Raw genomic sequence first — 13,449 nt, 5'->3', positions numbered from 1 at the left:
GCGGCGCGCACAGCGTTGGAAAAGTCAAGGATGCAAATGGTTTCTGTCGGCTTCCGGATTTGCGCCGGGAAACGAAGAACGGCGCTTGCGCGCCGCCCTTCTTGTAGGAATTCCAGATTGTATCGGTTCTAAAGGCGCTACCGATGCCGGCCTCACGCGATCGCGGATCGCGGCCGCAGCCCCGCCGGCAGATGCGCATCGATCCAGCCAGCGATCGCGCGCTCATTGCGATGGTAGAGCAGGCCGGCGGCGATCACGGCAATTCCGATCAGCGACAGCGCGAACGGAAACCACAGCGAGTCCTTGAACACGACGTCGGCCAGATGTCCGAGATAGATGCAGATGCCGAACGCGCCGAACACCGCATAGGCGCGCCGCATCAGGATCACGGCGAGCGCGATCAGGCCGACATTGAGCAGGCAGTAGACCGCCTTGCCCAGTTCGGTCGAGCCTTCGGACGCGGTAATTCCGCCCCAGAACGCCATCAGGCCGAACAGATGCAGCCAGAACGCAAAGTCGCCGTTGCGGCTGCGATAGTCGACGATCCACGCCACCGCGAGCACGGCCAATCCGAACCAGATCGACACGCGGCGCCGCGTCTCGAAGTCGGCATAATCCATGCCGCTGAACCACGGCGCCAGATCCATCGACATGAACCACAGCGCGAACGCGATGATCGCGACGATGAAGGCGAAGCGGAAGTAGCGCAGCGCGACGATGCCGGCGGCAACGGTTGCAATCTCCATGAAGAGCCAGCTGCCCTTCACCCAGATGTAGAAGTCGTGCACGGTTCCGGGCTTGCCGAACTTGCCCCACCAGCCAAGCTCATCCTGGATGCCATAGACCGCGAGCGGCGCCATCGAGACCGCGATCGCGATCAACAGGCCGCCGGGAACCCGCAGATTCTTGCCGTACCAGAGGTTGTGACCGGCGACAGTGAAAGCGGTGGCGTAGGCGATCGCGCAGGCCGTCAGCGCCCGGCCGCCCATCTGGGTGAACGCCAGGGTCGAGAACAGGCCCATGGCACCGATCACGATCAGCGCGCCGGCGTACCAGAGCACATGCGCGGCATCGAATTTCGCCGCCGGGCTGGCGCCACTGTCTGCGCCCTGCCCGTCGCTGCTCGCCAGGAAGGTGAGCAAGCGTTCCAGATCAGCCGTGCTGATCACCCCGGCATCGGCGGCGTCATTCTTCGCTGAATATGGCATGCGGCTATCCTCACGGCCGGTTCCGCGCCTCACCCGGTGACCCGGAAAGAGGCGTCTCTCCTGCATGAGTATACCGGAACGTGAGCAACGTTCAACATTTTCTTGAGCGCCGCTCACATTATTTTGCAAGCAGACTCAAGGATGCCTGGCCGGCCGGATTGGGCACGGACTACGCGGCCAGCGCCTTCATCTCCTTGTAGAGATCAGACTTGCCCTCGAAACCGATGCCCGGAAGGTCGGGCATCACGATGTGGCCACCCTCGACGTGCACGCCGTCGGGGAAACCGCCATAGGGCTGGAACAGGTCGGGATAGCTCTCATTGCCGCCAAGGCCGAGGCCAGCCGCGATGTTGAGCGACATCTGGTGGCCGCCATGCGGGATGCAGCGGCTCGGCGACCAGCCGTGGGTCTTCAGCACCGCGAGCGTGCGCTGATATTCGCAGAGACCGTAGGACAGCGCGCAATCGAATTGCAGCCAGTCGCGATCCGGCCGCATGCCGCCGTAGTGGATCAGGTTGCGCGCATCCTGGTGGCTGAACAGGTTCTCGCCAGTCGCCATCGGGCCGGGATAGAATTCGGCAAGTGCTGCCTGCAGCGCGTAGTCGAGCGGATCGCCGGCCTCCTCGTACCAGAACAGCGGATACTCGCGCAGCATCTTGGCGTAGGCGATCGCGGTCTCCAGATCGAAGCGGCCATTGGCGTCGACCGCAAGCTGCGCGTTACTGCCGATCTCCTTGAGCACCGCCTCGATCCGCTCGCGGTCCTCGGCGAGCGGCGCGCCGCCGATCTTCATCTTCACGACGTTGTAGCCGCGGTCGAGATAGCCGCGCATTTCCTTGCGCAGCGCGCCGAGGTCCTTGCCCGGATAGTAGTAGCCGCCGGCGGCATAGACGAAGACGCGCGGATTGGCGGTCACGCCGTGGCGCTCGGCGAGCAGCCGGAACAGCGGCTTGCCGGCAATCTTCGCCACCGCGTCCCACACCGCCATGTCGATGGTGCCGACCGCGACCGAGCGCTCGCCATGGCCGCCCGGCTTCTCGTTCGACATCAGCGTCGACCAGACCTTGTCCGGATCGAGATTGCTGCCGTCGGCATCGAGCAGCGATTTCGGATCAGCCTCAAGCAGGCGGGGCGCAAAGCGCTCGCGGATCAGACCGCCCTGCCCGTAGCGGCCGTTGGAATTGAAGCCATAGCCGACCACCCGCCTGCCGTCGCGCACCACGTCGGTGACCACGGCGACCAGGCTCGAGGTCATCTTGCTGAAATCGATATAGGCGTTGCGGATCGGCGAGGAGATCGGTTTTGTAACCTCGCGGACGTCGACGATGCGGACGGACATGATCGTGCTCTTTGAGTTGCTGACCTGTCATTCCGGGGCGATGCGAAGCATCGAACCCGGAATCTCGAGATTCCGGGTCTGGTGCTTGCGCACCATCCCGGAATGACGAGGCTCTACTTTACTTCTTATCCCGGAAATACGGCTCGACCGGCCCGTGCACCTTGATGGTCAGCGGATTGCCGTAACGGTCCTTGGCGTTGCCGGCGGTGACCCGCACCCAGCCTTCGCTGATGCAGTACTCCTCGACATTGGTCTTCTCGGCGCCCTTGAAGCGGATGCCGACGTCACGCGACAGGATCGCCTCGTTGTAATAGGGGCTCTTCGGATCGATCGAGAGACGGTCCGGAAATTGCTCGTTGGTGGTATCGTCGTTGTCGTCGCTCATAGCAGCGCCTCGATCTCCTTCTTCAATCCTTCGGGCCGGGCGGTCGGCGCGTGCCGCGCCACGACCTTGCCGGAGCGATCGACCAGGAACTTGGTGAAGTTCCACTTGATCGAGGGTCCGAGCAGGCCCGACTTCTCACGTTTCAGGTGCTCATACAATGGATGCGCACCGGCGCCATTGACGTCGATCTTGGCGAACATCGGAAACGTCACGGAATAGTTGGTCTCGCAGAACGAGGCGATCTGCGCTGCGTCGCCCGGCTCCTGCGCGCCGAACTGGTTGCAGGGAAAGCCGAGCACGGCAAAGCCGCGCGGCGACAGGTCGGCGTGCAGCTCCTGCAGGCCCTTGTATTGTGGCGTGAACCCGCAGGCGCTCGCCGTGTTGACGATCAGCAGCACCTGCCCCTCGAAGCGCTGCAGCGGCACGTCGTCGCCGGACAGCGACTTGGCGGTGAAATCATAGACGCGTGACATCGTCATTGCCGTTACCCCGCTGGATCGATCGGCGACGACGGCGTGCCGCCCGCCTCGACCGCCTCGCCCGCGGCAAGGCAGAGGTCCTCGCGGTAGCGGCCGGCCACCAGCTGCACGCCGACCGGAATCCGCCCCACGAGGCCGGTGGAGACGACGAGCCCGGGAAGCCCCATGAACGGGATCGCGATCTGCGGCAGCTGCGCATGCCACACCCGCGCGAACGAGGCCTCGTCCTTGCGATCAAGATGATCGGGGAACGGCAGCTCGCCGGACACCGGCATCAGCAGCACCGGATATTTGTCGAAGAAGGCAAACCATTCGCGGGTCAAGGTCGCGCGGCGGGTCAGCGCCTGCGACAGGTCGAACGGATGCACCCTGGTGCGGACGCCGCGCAGGCAGGCCAGCGCACCGGGATCTCCCTCGCGCTCGGCGAATGCGAGCTGGGCCTCGTAGCCGTCGCCGAGCCAGAGCCGGGTCTGGATCTCGGCCGCCTCACGCAGGGACGGTGTGTCGGCGATCTCCTCGACGATCCAACCGGCCTCTCGCAACCGCTTGCCGGCATCGGCCACCGCGGCGACCACTTCCGGCACCGGATTGAGACCATCGGGATTGAGGCACATCGCAACGCGCTTTCCCGCGGCGGGCCCTCGAGCGGCACCGGCGCATACCAGGGATCGCGATAGTCGGGCGCCGACATCGCGGCGAGCGAGATGCGCAGATCGTTGACGGTGCGCGCCAGCGGCCCCGACACCGCGCTGATCTGCGGGCCGATCGGCCGCTCCGGCAGCGCCGAATTGAAGGCCGGGATACGGCCCATGCTCGGCCGCAGGCCATGCACGCCGCAAGCGTAAGCGGGATAGCGGACCGAGCCAGCGATATCGGTGCCGTGGGCGATATGGCCGATGCCGGCCGCAACCGCCGAGCCCGCGCCGCCCGACGAGCCACCCGGGGTGATGCCGGGATCGCGCGGGTTCTTGGTGTCGCCGTGAATGAGATTGGTGGTGAACCAGCGATAGGAGACCGCGGGACAATTGGTGCGGCCGAGCAGCACCGCGCCCGCCTTGCGCAGATTGGCGACCACCGGGTTATCGGCCCTCGCGATGAGGTCGCGCTGCGCCTTCAGCCCGTTGGTGGTGGCGTAGCCCTCCTGGTCGACATTGACCTTGATGGTGATGGGCACGCCGGCGAGCGGACCGACCGCCTCGCCGCGCGCAATTGCCGCATCGATCGAAGCGGCCTGCGCCAGCACGTCGTCCGGCCGGTGATCGACCACCGCGTTGATCTTCGGGTTGACCGCGTCGAGCCGGGCAAGCCCGGCCTCGGCGGCCTCTTTCGCCGATACCTTCTTTGATTTGATGAGGCCGGCGAGTTCAGCCGCCGACAGACGCCAAAGATCCTGCATGTGCAACTCCGTGTGACGCAGGCGTTTTAGCGCCGCACGGAGAACAAGGCCAGCGGCCCGCCGCCCGTTGTTTCAGCGGACATGCGCGATGTAATAGGCAAGGTCGGCGATCTGCTCCTTGGCGACCGGCTGCATCACGTCGGCCATGGTCGCGTCGTAGCCGTGGCGGCTATTGTCCTTGTATTCGGCCATGGTCTTGGCGAGGTAGTCCTCGCGCTGGTTGGCGATGCGGGGGACGTTCTCCTTGCCGGAGAAATCGGTGTTATGGCAGGCGTTGCAGCGGTTCTGCTGCACCAGCGCCTGGCCGCGCGCCATCCGCGCCGGATCGCCGGCCTCCGTGGGCGGCGTGGGCTTCGGCAGGGTGGCGATGAAATCGGAGAAGGCGCGCAAATCGTCGTCGGTCATCGACTTCGCCATCTCGTTCATCGGCTCGAAGGTGCGCAGCTTTTCGCGGAACATGAAGAGCTGGATCAGCGCATAGGGCGCCTGCTGGCCCCCGAGCGAGGGCGTGTTCTCGGTTTCCGAGGTGCCATGCTCGCCGTGGCAGGCAAAGCACGCAGCAGTGCGCTCCTGGATGGTCTCGGCATTTGCGGAGAAGCTGAGAGCGGCGAGCGCCGCAGCGATTGCGAGCTTACGCATCGGTCCATCCTTGCATGCACTTCAAAAAAGAAAATCGGGGGCAGCGGACGCTACCCCCGATCCCTGGTTTCAACTTACTGGTTGGCGACCTTCTGCTTGCCGTAGCTGATGCGATAGACCGCGCCGTTCCAGTCGTCGGAGACCAGCAGCGAACCGTCCTTCAGCAGCATCACGTCGACCGGGCGGCCGACATACTTGTTGTCCTCGAGGAAGCCGGTCAGGAACGGCTCGACCGACTTCACGGTGCCGTCCTTGTTCAGCTTGACGACGACGATGTCACCGCCCTGCTTCTGCGACTTGTTCCAGGAGCCGTGGCGCGCGACGAAGATCGCGTCCTTGTAGGCCTTCGGGAACATGCTGCCGGTGTAGAAGCGCATGCCGAGTGAAGCGGTATGCGGGCCATCAGGCCGACCGGCGCCGTGTAGTCCTTGCAGTTCTTGCCCCAGCCGAGCTCCTGGTCGATGATGTTGCCCTGCCAGCAATACGGCGCGCCGAAATCCTCGCCGGCCTTGGTGACGCGGTTGAGCTCGTCTTCCGGCACCGTCTCTGCCGTCCTTGAAGGCGACGCCGTTCGGACGATAGAGGCCGGAGGCGACCACCTTGACCGAGCGTTTGCCGTCCTTGTTGACGATCGCATAGACCTTGTCGACCAGCCGGCTGCCGACGAACACGGTGCCCTTGTCGCCGAGCGCCAGCGAACGCGCATTGGCCATGCCCGCAGCATAGACCTCGACATTGAAGCCGGCCGGCACTTTGAGCTTGGCGAGCGGCAGCTTGTCGGGCGCGGACGGCAGCGGCGGCGGCGCCACCGGCGCGAGCTTGGCGGCGGCCTCATTGTCCGGACGCCCGATCATCGGCGAGCCGGGCGGAAGCGGCTGCGCGGCAGGGGCCGCGCCTGCCGCCGGCGGGGTCGCCGGCTGCTGCGCCGCAGCAGAGAGCGTGAATGCCCCCAACATCGCCCCGGCAAGCAGCAGGCTGCGCGGTGCGAACGAGTGTTTTTTCATGATTGTTCTCCCCTGGGTGGAAGCCGTTGTTGATTGCGCCATTAAGGTCGATCGGCGCGGTTCGGCTTTCCGTTCATAGCCATGCGAGTTTGTCCGGACAATTGCAATCGGATACATGCTGGCATCGGCCAACGCATGGTTGTGACCACGCGGCCCCGTCGGCGTGCGTCAATGCCTTATCTCAGTGCCTTGTCAGGGAGCGGTCCGGGCGATCGAGAATCGCCTCGGTGAAGGGAAACTCCAGCACGATCTCGCCCTCGTCGTCGGTCACCTCGATCACCGCGCTGAGCAGCGCACCGTCGGCGCCCTCGGTCTTGAGCAATTCGCGAATCATCGCCCGCGCCATTTCCCATGCGCGATCCGGGTCGCGCAGGATCTCGCCGTCGGGGTCGGAGATCAGCTCGTCGCCGATACGGGTATTGAAGAAATAGCGTGGCATCGGCTGAACTCGGCTCGTTAGTCGCTCCCGTCGCCGGAAGCTGTAGAATCGTCATCAGGACCTTCGGAGGACCGCGCGGCCCTGTTTGTTAGCCCAACATCACCATTCACCGTGTGGCGAACAACAGGAAAAAGGTCTGATGGCACGGGCTTTTGACAGGAAATGCGCGCACAAATTTGTGACCGGGCCAGTTCCGTTTGCCGCAGTGCAGCATGCCTTTGAGCAGGGCACGTTGCAAAATATTTAAGTGGCGAACTTTTCCAACCGCAGTAGTTTAACTGCAGGGCGGAAAGTTCGTCCGGTTGCAACATGGAGAGCCAAATGGCCTGGAAAGCACCGAAGATCGTGGAAGTGTCGGTCGGCATGGAAATCAACATGTATATGTGCGCCACCCGCAAGTAAGCGGCAGCGCCCTATACACGTTTAGCGTTTTAGCGCAGGTGGACATCCGGGCGTAACACGCTCCCGAACATGGGGGTGTGTTTCAAATCCGGGGTCCACCTCGAAACGTTTCTGGGCCCAAATCAAACCTCGTTAGGGCCAAACTTTCTCCAGGGGACGGATCATGCTTCGTGTCGTCGTCCTGGGTGCCGCGGCAGGTGGCGGCGTTCCGCAGTGGAACTGCGGGTGTGCCGTCTGCTGGACGGCGCGAAGCGACCATCCGGAATTGCAGAGCACGCAAGCCTCGATCGCCGTCAGCGGCGACGGCGCGCACTGGTTCCTGGTCAACGCTTCCCCCGATCTGCGTCAGCAGCTGATCGCCACGCCACAGCTGCATCCGAAGCCCGGCGCCTTGCGCCACAGCCCAATCGCCGGCGTCATCCTCACCAATGGGGAGGTCGATGCGGTCGCCGGGCTGTTGTCGATGCGCGAGGGTTCGCCGTTTGCGATCTACGCCCACGAGCGGGTGCTCGCGATCCTGCGCTCGAACAGCATCTTCAACGTGCTCGGCGCGAAGAACGTCGCGCGCAGGCCGATCGCGGTCGATCAGGCCTTCGAACCGGCCCTGCCCGACGGATCGCCGTCCGGGCTCGAGGTGCTGCCGTTCGAGGTTCCCGGCAAAGGCGCCTGGTATCTCGAGGGCAAGGCGCACCCGGCGGGTGCCGACGGCGTCGGCGATACGCTCGGCCTGCGCATTGCGGACAAGCGCAGCGGCCAATATTTCTACTTCTTGGCGGCCTGCGCGCGGGTCACCGACGACCTGAAATCGCGGCTCAAGGGCGCGCCCCTCGTGTTCTTTGACGGCACGGTGTGGCGCGACGACGAACTGATCGCGGCGGGGCTTGGCAACAAGACCGGCCAGGGCATGGGACATATCGCGATGTCGGGCGATCAGGGCGCGATCGCGAGCCTCGCCGCTCTCGACATCGGACGAAAAGTGTTTTTGCATATCAACAACTCCAACCCGGCGCTGCTTGGGAGCTCGGCCGAGCGCAAGGCGGCCGAACAGGCGGGCTGGCAGATTCCTTCCGACGGAACGGAGATCGTGCTGTGAATGTGGTGCTGACCTCAGGAATGACCGCGCTCTCGATCGGCAAGGGCATCACGCTCGACAGCGCCGAGGCGATGGAGGCTGTGCTGCGCCAGATCGGGGCGACGCGCTATCACAGCCTGCACCCGTTCCACCGCCTGCTGCACGGCGGCAAGCTCAACAAGGGCCAGGTCCAGGCCTGGGCGCTCAACCGCTATTATTACCAGAGCACGATCCCGCTGAAGGACGCGATGGTCATCTCGCGCTTCCGCGACCGCAACACGCGGGTCGAGTGGCGTCACCGCATCGAGGATCATGACGGCGATCTCGGCACTGAGGGCGGCATCGAGCGCTGGCTGAAGCTGACCGAAGGCCTCGGCCTCGCCACCGCCTATGTGGAGTCCACCGAAGGCATCTTGCCGGCGACGCGCTTTGCCGTGGAAGCCTATGTGCATTTCTGTCGCGACCGCACGCCGCTGGAGGCGATCGCCTCCTCGCTCACCGAATTGTTCGCGCCGAACCTGCACGAGGAGCGCATTTCGGGGATGCTGAAGCATTACGACTTCGTCAATCCCGACATCATGAGCTATTTCAGCCGCCGCCTGACCCAGGCGCCGCGCGACGCCGGCTTCGCGCTTGAATACGTCAAGCAGCATGCCAAGACGCCCGCCGAACGCGAAGCCGTGTGCAACGCGCTAATCTTCAAGACCAACGTGCTGTGGGTGCAGCTCGACGCGCTGTATCACGCCTATGTCGACGGCCACATTCCGCCCGGCGCGTTCGTGCCGAAAGCGAATTAGGGACGACATCAATGGCCAGCCGCAACATCAACGTCAGCGAGACCAGCCGGCCGAAACTGCCGCGCCACACCAAGCTGAAATTCGACGAGACGCGGCAGGTCTGGGTGATCCTGGCGCCGGAGCGCGTGCTGGCGCCGGACGACATCGCGGTCGAGGTGCTGCAGCTCTGCGACGGCATGCGCAACGTCGCCGAGATGGTCGACGGGCTGGCGGCGAAATACGCCGCCCCACGCGAGGCAATCGCGACCGACGTGATCGCCATGCTGCAGGATCTGGCCGACAAGGGCTTTCTCACCGAAGCGCGCGAGAGCACAGCATGAGTGACACACTCGCCGACAACAAAACGACACAATCAGGCCCGAGCGCGGCCCAAAGCGACGGTCTCGCCGTGCTGGAAGGCGCCCGCTCGGCGGCCGAGACCTACGGCATCCCGCTCGCGGTGCTGCTCGAAATCACCCACCGCTGCCCGCTGCAATGCCCCTATTGCTCCAACCCGGTCGAGCTCGACCGCGGCTCGACCGAGCTCACCACCGACGAATGGAAGAAGGTGCTGAGCGAGCTCGCCGAACTCGGCGTGCTGCAGATCCATTTCTCCGGCGGCGAGCCGACTGCGCGCAAGGACATCGTCGAGCTGGTGCAGCATGCGACCGATGTCGGGCTGTATTCCAACCTGATCACCTCTGCGGTGCTGCTCACAAAGGACAAGCTCGCGGCGCTGGCCGATGCCGGCCTCAGCCATGTGCAGATCAGTTTCCAGGGCAACGAGCCGATCGTCGCGGATCGCGTCGCCGGGCTGAAGGACGCGCACAAAAAGAAGCTCGAGGTCGCGAAATGGACGCGCGAGCTTGACATGCCGCTCACGGTGAACGCCGTGATGCACCGGCAGAACCTGCATCAGCTCCCTGACATCATCCAGATGGCGGTTGATCTCGACGCCGACCGGCTCGAGGTCGCCAATGTGCAATATTACGGCTGGGCGCTGAAGAACCGCGCCGCGCTGATGCCGACGCTACAGCAGATCGAAGAGACCAGCCGCATCGTCGAGGAAGCCCAAGTGCGCCTGAAGGGCACGCTCGCGATCGACTATGTCGTGCCGGACTACTACGCGCTGCGGCCGAAGAAATGCATGGGCGGATGGGGCCGCCAGTTCTTCAACATTTCGCCGGCCGGCAAGGTGCTGCCGTGCCACGCCGCCGAAAGCATCACCGGGCTCGAATTCGAGTCGGTGCGCTCCAACCATTCGATCGCCTGGATCTGGCAGAACTCGGAGGCCTTCAACCGCTATCGCGGCACCGGCTGGATGCCGGAGCCGTGCAAGTCCTGCGAATTCCGCGAGGTCGATTACGGCGGCTGCCGCTGCCAGGCCTTTGCGCTGACCGGCGACGCCGGCAACACCGACCCGGCCTGTGCGCTGTCGCCGCAGCATGAGGCGATCTTCAAGCAGGCCGAGCAGGAATCCGCCGGCACGCAGAACCGTTTCGTCTATCGCAATTTTGCCGGCGGCACGCTGGAGGCGGACGAGCACCAGGACAAACGTGATGGCGCCTGACGCCGATGCCGGCAAGGCCGCGAGACGCGCCGATCCGTTTGCTCCCCTGACGTCGGAATGGCTCGATGTCGGCTGTGGCCACAATCTCCATGTCGAGAGCGTCGGGCGCGAAGGCGGCATTGCCGCGGTCTATCTGCATGGCGGCCCGGGCAGCGGTTGCCAGCCCGATCATCGCCGGCTGTTCGACCCCGAGCGCTTTCACGCCGTGCTGTTCGACCAGCGCGGCTGCGGCCGCAGCCGGCCGAAGGGCAGCCGCGACCACAACACGACGCAGCATTTGATTGCGGACATGGAGAATATCCGCGAGCGGTTCGGCTTTGCGCGCTGGATGGTGGTCGGCGGCTCCTGGGGCGCGACACTGGCGCTGGCCTATGCGCAGGCCCATCCCGAGCGCGTCAGCGGCCTGGTGCTGCGCGCGACCTTTCTCGGCACCGCCAAGGAACTGGAGGATGTCTTCCTGCGGACCCTGCCGCGGTTCTACCCGTCGCTCCACGAGGACTTCCTCAACTTCCTGCCCGAGGACGAGCGCACCGCACCGCTTGCGGCCTATTACCGCCGTATCCTCGATCCCGACGCCGCCGTGCATGCGCCGGCCGCGCGCGCCTGGCACGACACCGAGCGCACGCTGTCGGAGCATACGCCGAAGCAGACGCGGCTCGATCTCAAGTCATCGGGCGCCCTGCCCTCGACGCCGTTCATGGAGGCGCATTACTTCGCCAATGACTGCTTCATGCGGCCGGACCAATTGACGGATGACGCCGGCAAGCTCGCCGGCATTCCCGGCATCCTGGTGCAGGGCCGCTACGATCTCTTGTGCCCGCCCGCGACCTCGCACGCCCTCGCCGCGCGCTGGCCGGGCAGCGAGGTCCGCATCATCGATGGCGCCGGCCACATCCTCTACGATCCCGGCATCCGCAACGCCGTGATGAAGGCGATCGCGGATCTGGCGGCTAAGGCGACGTGAGATCGAGGTCCAGAACACCCACACACCCTGGTCCATCGTGCCGATAGGCGGGAGCGATACATGGTTCAAAAACCAGTGAGAGAGCTCTGTAAGATTGGTGCGAAGCTGACAGACGGCCTCAGCGAGAAGCAACTTCAGGCCGCCGCGAAATACGTTGATGAACTTACAAAACCCCTCGGTGAGGGTGACATTGAGGCACTCATTTCGCTGCTACCGCAGGACGGCGACACTGCTTTTGGCATCAATTGGTCGATCTTGCATGCGATCGAGGCGTCGCCTGCCTGGCCTCTGTGGAGCTTGCTCGAAGATAAGCGAAACGAATGGGTTCGCACGTTTCGGCTCCGCCTGGCGAACGGAGGCTTTCACCCTCCATCTCCCAACACGCGGGACGAGGTGAAGCGGAGCCGGCCACACTAGTTGCACCAAACCAGATTCATGCGGCCGCCACTGCACGATTTCTGAATAATGGAAAAATACCGGTGAGTTGCCCGACGTGTCAAGTCGCCGTGTCGGCAACCGACGGCTACTTTGCATGGGGTTGTTTTCGATATTTTGGCAGTGCCCCCTTCAAACCAAATTCAGATCCTTCGGCTTGATGCCGGTGAAGATGCGCTCGAGGCTCGGCTGCTGCAGGCCGTAGACGCGCTGGAGCAGGCCGGCGAAGAACGCCTTGTAGTCGGCCAGAACAGGATAATCGCGGTTCTGGAACAGCGTCGCCTCAGCGACCTTGACCTGCTCGCCGGCCATCCGTCCGCCATTGAGGCCGCCGCCCATCACCCAGTAGACGCTGCCATGGCCGTGATCGGTGCCGTGATTGCCGTTCTCGCGGAAGGTGCGGCCGAATTCGGAGATCACGACCACGACGGTGTCGCGCCACATCGCAGGCCCGATCTCCTCGGCGAAACCGGCAAGGCCGCGGCCGAGCTCACCGAGGCGGCTGGCAAGATAGCCGGTCGCGGCGCCCTGGTTGACATGGGTGTCCCAGCCGCCGACATCGACGAAGCCGAGGTTGAACTGCTCGCGCATCAAATGCCCGATCCGCCGCGCCGACAGCTCGAAGCCGCGTGGCGAGACCGCGCCGCGGTTCGCCGCCGTCATCTCCTCGGAGACGGATTTGTAAACGTCGTCGCGGACGCGAAAGCCTTCCGACACCGAGTTTGCCAGGCTGCCCTGCGTGTACATCTGCTTGATCAATTGCGCCTGGCGGTCGTCGACCCCGGGCTTGCTGACGCTCGCGATGCTGGTGTTCGGGACCTGGGCGCGGCCGCGGAAGATCAGCGGCAGCTGGTCGGTGAAGGAGATCGGCTTCACCCGCGTCAATTCGCTGGCCAGCCGGCTCATGAAGCCTGAGCGGTAGTCGCGGCTGCCGCCGACCGATTGCCCGAGCTCGATCGTGTCCTGGGTCTCGAAATGACTGCGTGAGAGGTCGTCGGTACAGCCGGCGAACGGGACGAATGCGATCTCGCGTTTGGCCCAGAGCGGATAGATCGAGTCGCGGAGCGCCGGATGCAGACCCCATCCGGCATCGAGCGCCAGCGCCGCATTCGGATTGCCGGCATCCGGCCGCGCGATCGCAAGCGTCGGGCGCGTGGCGTAGTAGAACTCGCTGCCGACCGGCACGATCACATTGGCTGCGTCGTAGGCGCCGCGCAGGAACACGACGAGCAGGCGCGCATCGGTCGCGGGCGCGGCCCAGACCCGGTCGGCGACGGTGAGAGATGCGGAAGCAGCGAAGGCCTTGATCAGTTCGCGGCGGTTCATTGGCGAACCTCCCTT

Annotated in this window: 15 protein-coding genes and 1 pseudogene; 7 read left to right on the top strand and 9 right to left on the bottom strand. The window is 64.6% G+C overall.

Going from position 1 to position 13,449, the window contains the following annotated elements; translation table 11 throughout:
* Positions 1 to 152 precede the first annotated feature (152 nt).
* From HAP54_RS24065 to HAP54_RS24030, 8 genes and pseudogenes are all read right to left on the bottom strand, one after another.
* Positions 153 to 1,208, bottom strand: a complete 1,056-nt coding sequence (locus tag HAP54_RS24065; RefSeq protein WP_166304169.1) for a hypothetical protein — start codon at positions 1,206 to 1,208, stop codon at positions 153 to 155.
* A 169-nt stretch (positions 1,209 to 1,377) separates the two neighbouring features.
* Entirely contained in the window at positions 1,378 to 2,547 is a 1,170-nt protein-coding gene (locus HAP54_RS24060) for a mandelate racemase/muconate lactonizing enzyme family protein (RefSeq protein WP_166304166.1), read from the bottom strand.
* Between the two features lie 118 nt (positions 2,548 to 2,665).
* The gene (locus HAP54_RS24055; RefSeq protein ID WP_166304164.1) at positions 2,666 to 2,932 is read right to left on the bottom strand and encodes a DUF3297 family protein; all 267 of its coding nucleotides are present in this window, start codon (positions 2,930 to 2,932) and stop codon (positions 2,666 to 2,668) included.
* Positions 2,929 to 3,405 carry a glutathione peroxidase gene (locus HAP54_RS24050; protein ID WP_166216932.1) on the bottom strand — a complete coding sequence of 159 codons (477 nt, stop codon included), beginning with the start codon at positions 3,403 to 3,405 and terminating at the stop codon, positions 2,929 to 2,931. Before HAP54_RS24050 ends, HAP54_RS24055 begins: the two co-directional genes overlap by 4 nt.
* 11 nt (positions 3,406 to 3,416) lie before the next feature.
* A pseudogene (locus HAP54_RS24045) lies at positions 3,417 to 4,807 on the bottom strand (amidase family protein).
* Between the two features lie 72 nt (positions 4,808 to 4,879).
* Positions 4,880 to 5,446 carry a c-type cytochrome gene (locus HAP54_RS24040; protein WP_166304161.1) on the bottom strand — a complete coding sequence of 189 codons (567 nt, stop codon included), beginning with the start codon at positions 5,444 to 5,446 and terminating at the stop codon, positions 4,880 to 4,882.
* Between the two features lie 74 nt (positions 5,447 to 5,520).
* Positions 5,521 to 6,450 (bottom strand): PQQ-dependent sugar dehydrogenase, encoded by a 930-nt coding sequence (locus tag HAP54_RS24035; RefSeq protein WP_224741809.1) that lies wholly within the window; start codon positions 6,448 to 6,450, stop codon positions 5,521 to 5,523.
* A 181-nt stretch (positions 6,451 to 6,631) separates the two neighbouring features.
* Positions 6,632 to 6,889, bottom strand: coding sequence for a DUF6894 family protein (locus tag HAP54_RS24030; RefSeq protein ID WP_029079044.1), 258 nt, complete (start codon positions 6,887 to 6,889; stop codon positions 6,632 to 6,634).
* A 321-nt stretch (positions 6,890 to 7,210) separates the two neighbouring features.
* Here HAP54_RS24030 and pqqA point away from each other — a divergent pair, with 321 nt between their 5' ends.
* The 7 genes from pqqA (at position 7,211) to HAP54_RS23995 (ending at position 12,090) form a co-directional block, all read left to right on the top strand.
* A complete protein-coding gene (gene pqqA, locus HAP54_RS24025; RefSeq protein WP_035635412.1) occupies positions 7,211 to 7,291 on the top strand; it encodes a pyrroloquinoline quinone precursor peptide PqqA in 81 nt (26 codons plus the stop codon).
* A 163-nt stretch (positions 7,292 to 7,454) separates the two neighbouring features.
* Complete coding sequence (pqqB, locus tag HAP54_RS24020; RefSeq protein ID WP_166304158.1) at positions 7,455 to 8,384, top strand: pyrroloquinoline quinone biosynthesis protein PqqB; 930 nt, start codon at positions 7,455 to 7,457, stop codon at positions 8,382 to 8,384.
* 20 nt (positions 8,385 to 8,404) lie between these two features.
* Positions 8,405 to 9,160, top strand: a complete 756-nt coding sequence (pqqC, locus tag HAP54_RS24015) for a pyrroloquinoline-quinone synthase PqqC (RefSeq protein WP_166308285.1) — start codon at positions 8,405 to 8,407, stop codon at positions 9,158 to 9,160.
* 11 nt (positions 9,161 to 9,171) lie between these two features.
* Positions 9,172 to 9,480, top strand: coding sequence for a pyrroloquinoline quinone biosynthesis peptide chaperone PqqD (pqqD, locus tag HAP54_RS24010; RefSeq protein ID WP_166304155.1), 309 nt, complete (start codon positions 9,172 to 9,174; stop codon positions 9,478 to 9,480).
* Entirely contained in the window at positions 9,477 to 10,709 is a 1,233-nt protein-coding gene (gene pqqE / locus HAP54_RS24005; RefSeq protein ID WP_166304152.1) for a pyrroloquinoline quinone biosynthesis protein PqqE, read from the top strand. The genes pqqD and pqqE overlap by 4 nt, the downstream gene beginning before the upstream one ends.
* The gene (pip, locus tag HAP54_RS24000) at positions 10,699 to 11,673 is read left to right on the top strand and encodes a prolyl aminopeptidase (RefSeq protein ID WP_166304149.1); all 975 of its coding nucleotides are present in this window, start codon (positions 10,699 to 10,701) and stop codon (positions 11,671 to 11,673) included. Before pqqE ends, pip begins: the two co-directional genes overlap by 11 nt.
* Positions 11,674 to 11,733: 60 nt before the next feature.
* Positions 11,734 to 12,090: a hypothetical protein gene (locus HAP54_RS23995; RefSeq protein ID WP_166304146.1), complete on the top strand. Its 357-nt coding sequence runs from the start codon at positions 11,734 to 11,736 to the stop codon at positions 12,088 to 12,090.
* A 150-nt stretch (positions 12,091 to 12,240) separates the two neighbouring features.
* Here the strand turns inward: HAP54_RS23995 and HAP54_RS23990 are convergent, their stop codons facing one another.
* Positions 12,241 to 13,434, bottom strand: coding sequence for a DUF1501 domain-containing protein (locus HAP54_RS23990; RefSeq protein WP_166304144.1), 1,194 nt, complete (start codon positions 13,432 to 13,434; stop codon positions 12,241 to 12,243).
* Positions 13,435 to 13,449: the final 15 nt, after the last annotated feature.

The organism is Bradyrhizobium sp. 2S1, from assembly GCF_011516625.5.
Taxonomy (GTDB): Bacteria; Pseudomonadota; Alphaproteobacteria; order Rhizobiales; family Xanthobacteraceae; genus Bradyrhizobium; species Bradyrhizobium septentrionale.
Note: the sequence above shows the minus strand (reverse complement) of the source record. Positions and strands in the feature narration are given on the sequence as shown.

Excerpts from the sequence above, each read along its gene's own strand:
- pqqA (WP_035635412.1), top strand. The coding sequence starts at position 7,211 with ATGGCCTGGAAAGCACCGAAGATCGTGGAAGTGTCGGTCGGCATGGAA.
- HAP54_RS24055 (WP_166304164.1), bottom strand. The coding sequence starts at position 2,932 with ATGAGCGACGACAACGACGATACCACCAACGAGCAATTTCCGGACCGT.
- pqqB (WP_166304158.1), top strand. The coding sequence starts at position 7,455 with ATGCTTCGTGTCGTCGTCCTGGGTGCCGCGGCAGGTGGCGGCGTTCCG.
- HAP54_RS24035 (WP_224741809.1), bottom strand. The coding sequence starts at position 6,450 with ATGAAAAAACACTCGTTCGCACCGCGCAGCCTGCTGCTTGCCGGGGCG.
- HAP54_RS23995 (WP_166304146.1), top strand. The coding sequence starts at position 11,734 with ATGGTTCAAAAACCAGTGAGAGAGCTCTGTAAGATTGGTGCGAAGCTG.
- HAP54_RS24060 (WP_166304166.1), bottom strand. The coding sequence starts at position 2,547 with ATGTCCGTCCGCATCGTCGACGTCCGCGAGGTTACAAAACCGATCTCC.
- HAP54_RS24030 (WP_029079044.1), bottom strand. The coding sequence starts at position 6,889 with ATGCCACGCTATTTCTTCAATACCCGTATCGGCGACGAGCTGATCTCC.
- HAP54_RS24040 (WP_166304161.1), bottom strand. The coding sequence starts at position 5,446 with ATGCGTAAGCTCGCAATCGCTGCGGCGCTCGCCGCTCTCAGCTTCTCC.
- pqqE (WP_166304152.1), top strand. The coding sequence starts at position 9,477 with ATGAGTGACACACTCGCCGACAACAAAACGACACAATCAGGCCCGAGC.
- pqqC (WP_166308285.1), top strand. The coding sequence starts at position 8,405 with ATGACCGCGCTCTCGATCGGCAAGGGCATCACGCTCGACAGCGCCGAG.
- HAP54_RS24050 (WP_166216932.1), bottom strand. The coding sequence starts at position 3,405 with ATGTCACGCGTCTATGATTTCACCGCCAAGTCGCTGTCCGGCGACGAC.
- pqqD (WP_166304155.1), top strand. The coding sequence starts at position 9,172 with ATGGCCAGCCGCAACATCAACGTCAGCGAGACCAGCCGGCCGAAACTG.
- pip (WP_166304149.1), top strand. The coding sequence starts at position 10,699 with ATGGCGCCTGACGCCGATGCCGGCAAGGCCGCGAGACGCGCCGATCCG.
- HAP54_RS24065 (WP_166304169.1), bottom strand. The coding sequence starts at position 1,208 with ATGCCATATTCAGCGAAGAATGACGCCGCCGATGCCGGGGTGATCAGC.
- HAP54_RS23990 (WP_166304144.1), bottom strand. The coding sequence starts at position 13,434 with ATGAACCGCCGCGAACTGATCAAGGCCTTCGCTGCTTCCGCATCTCTC.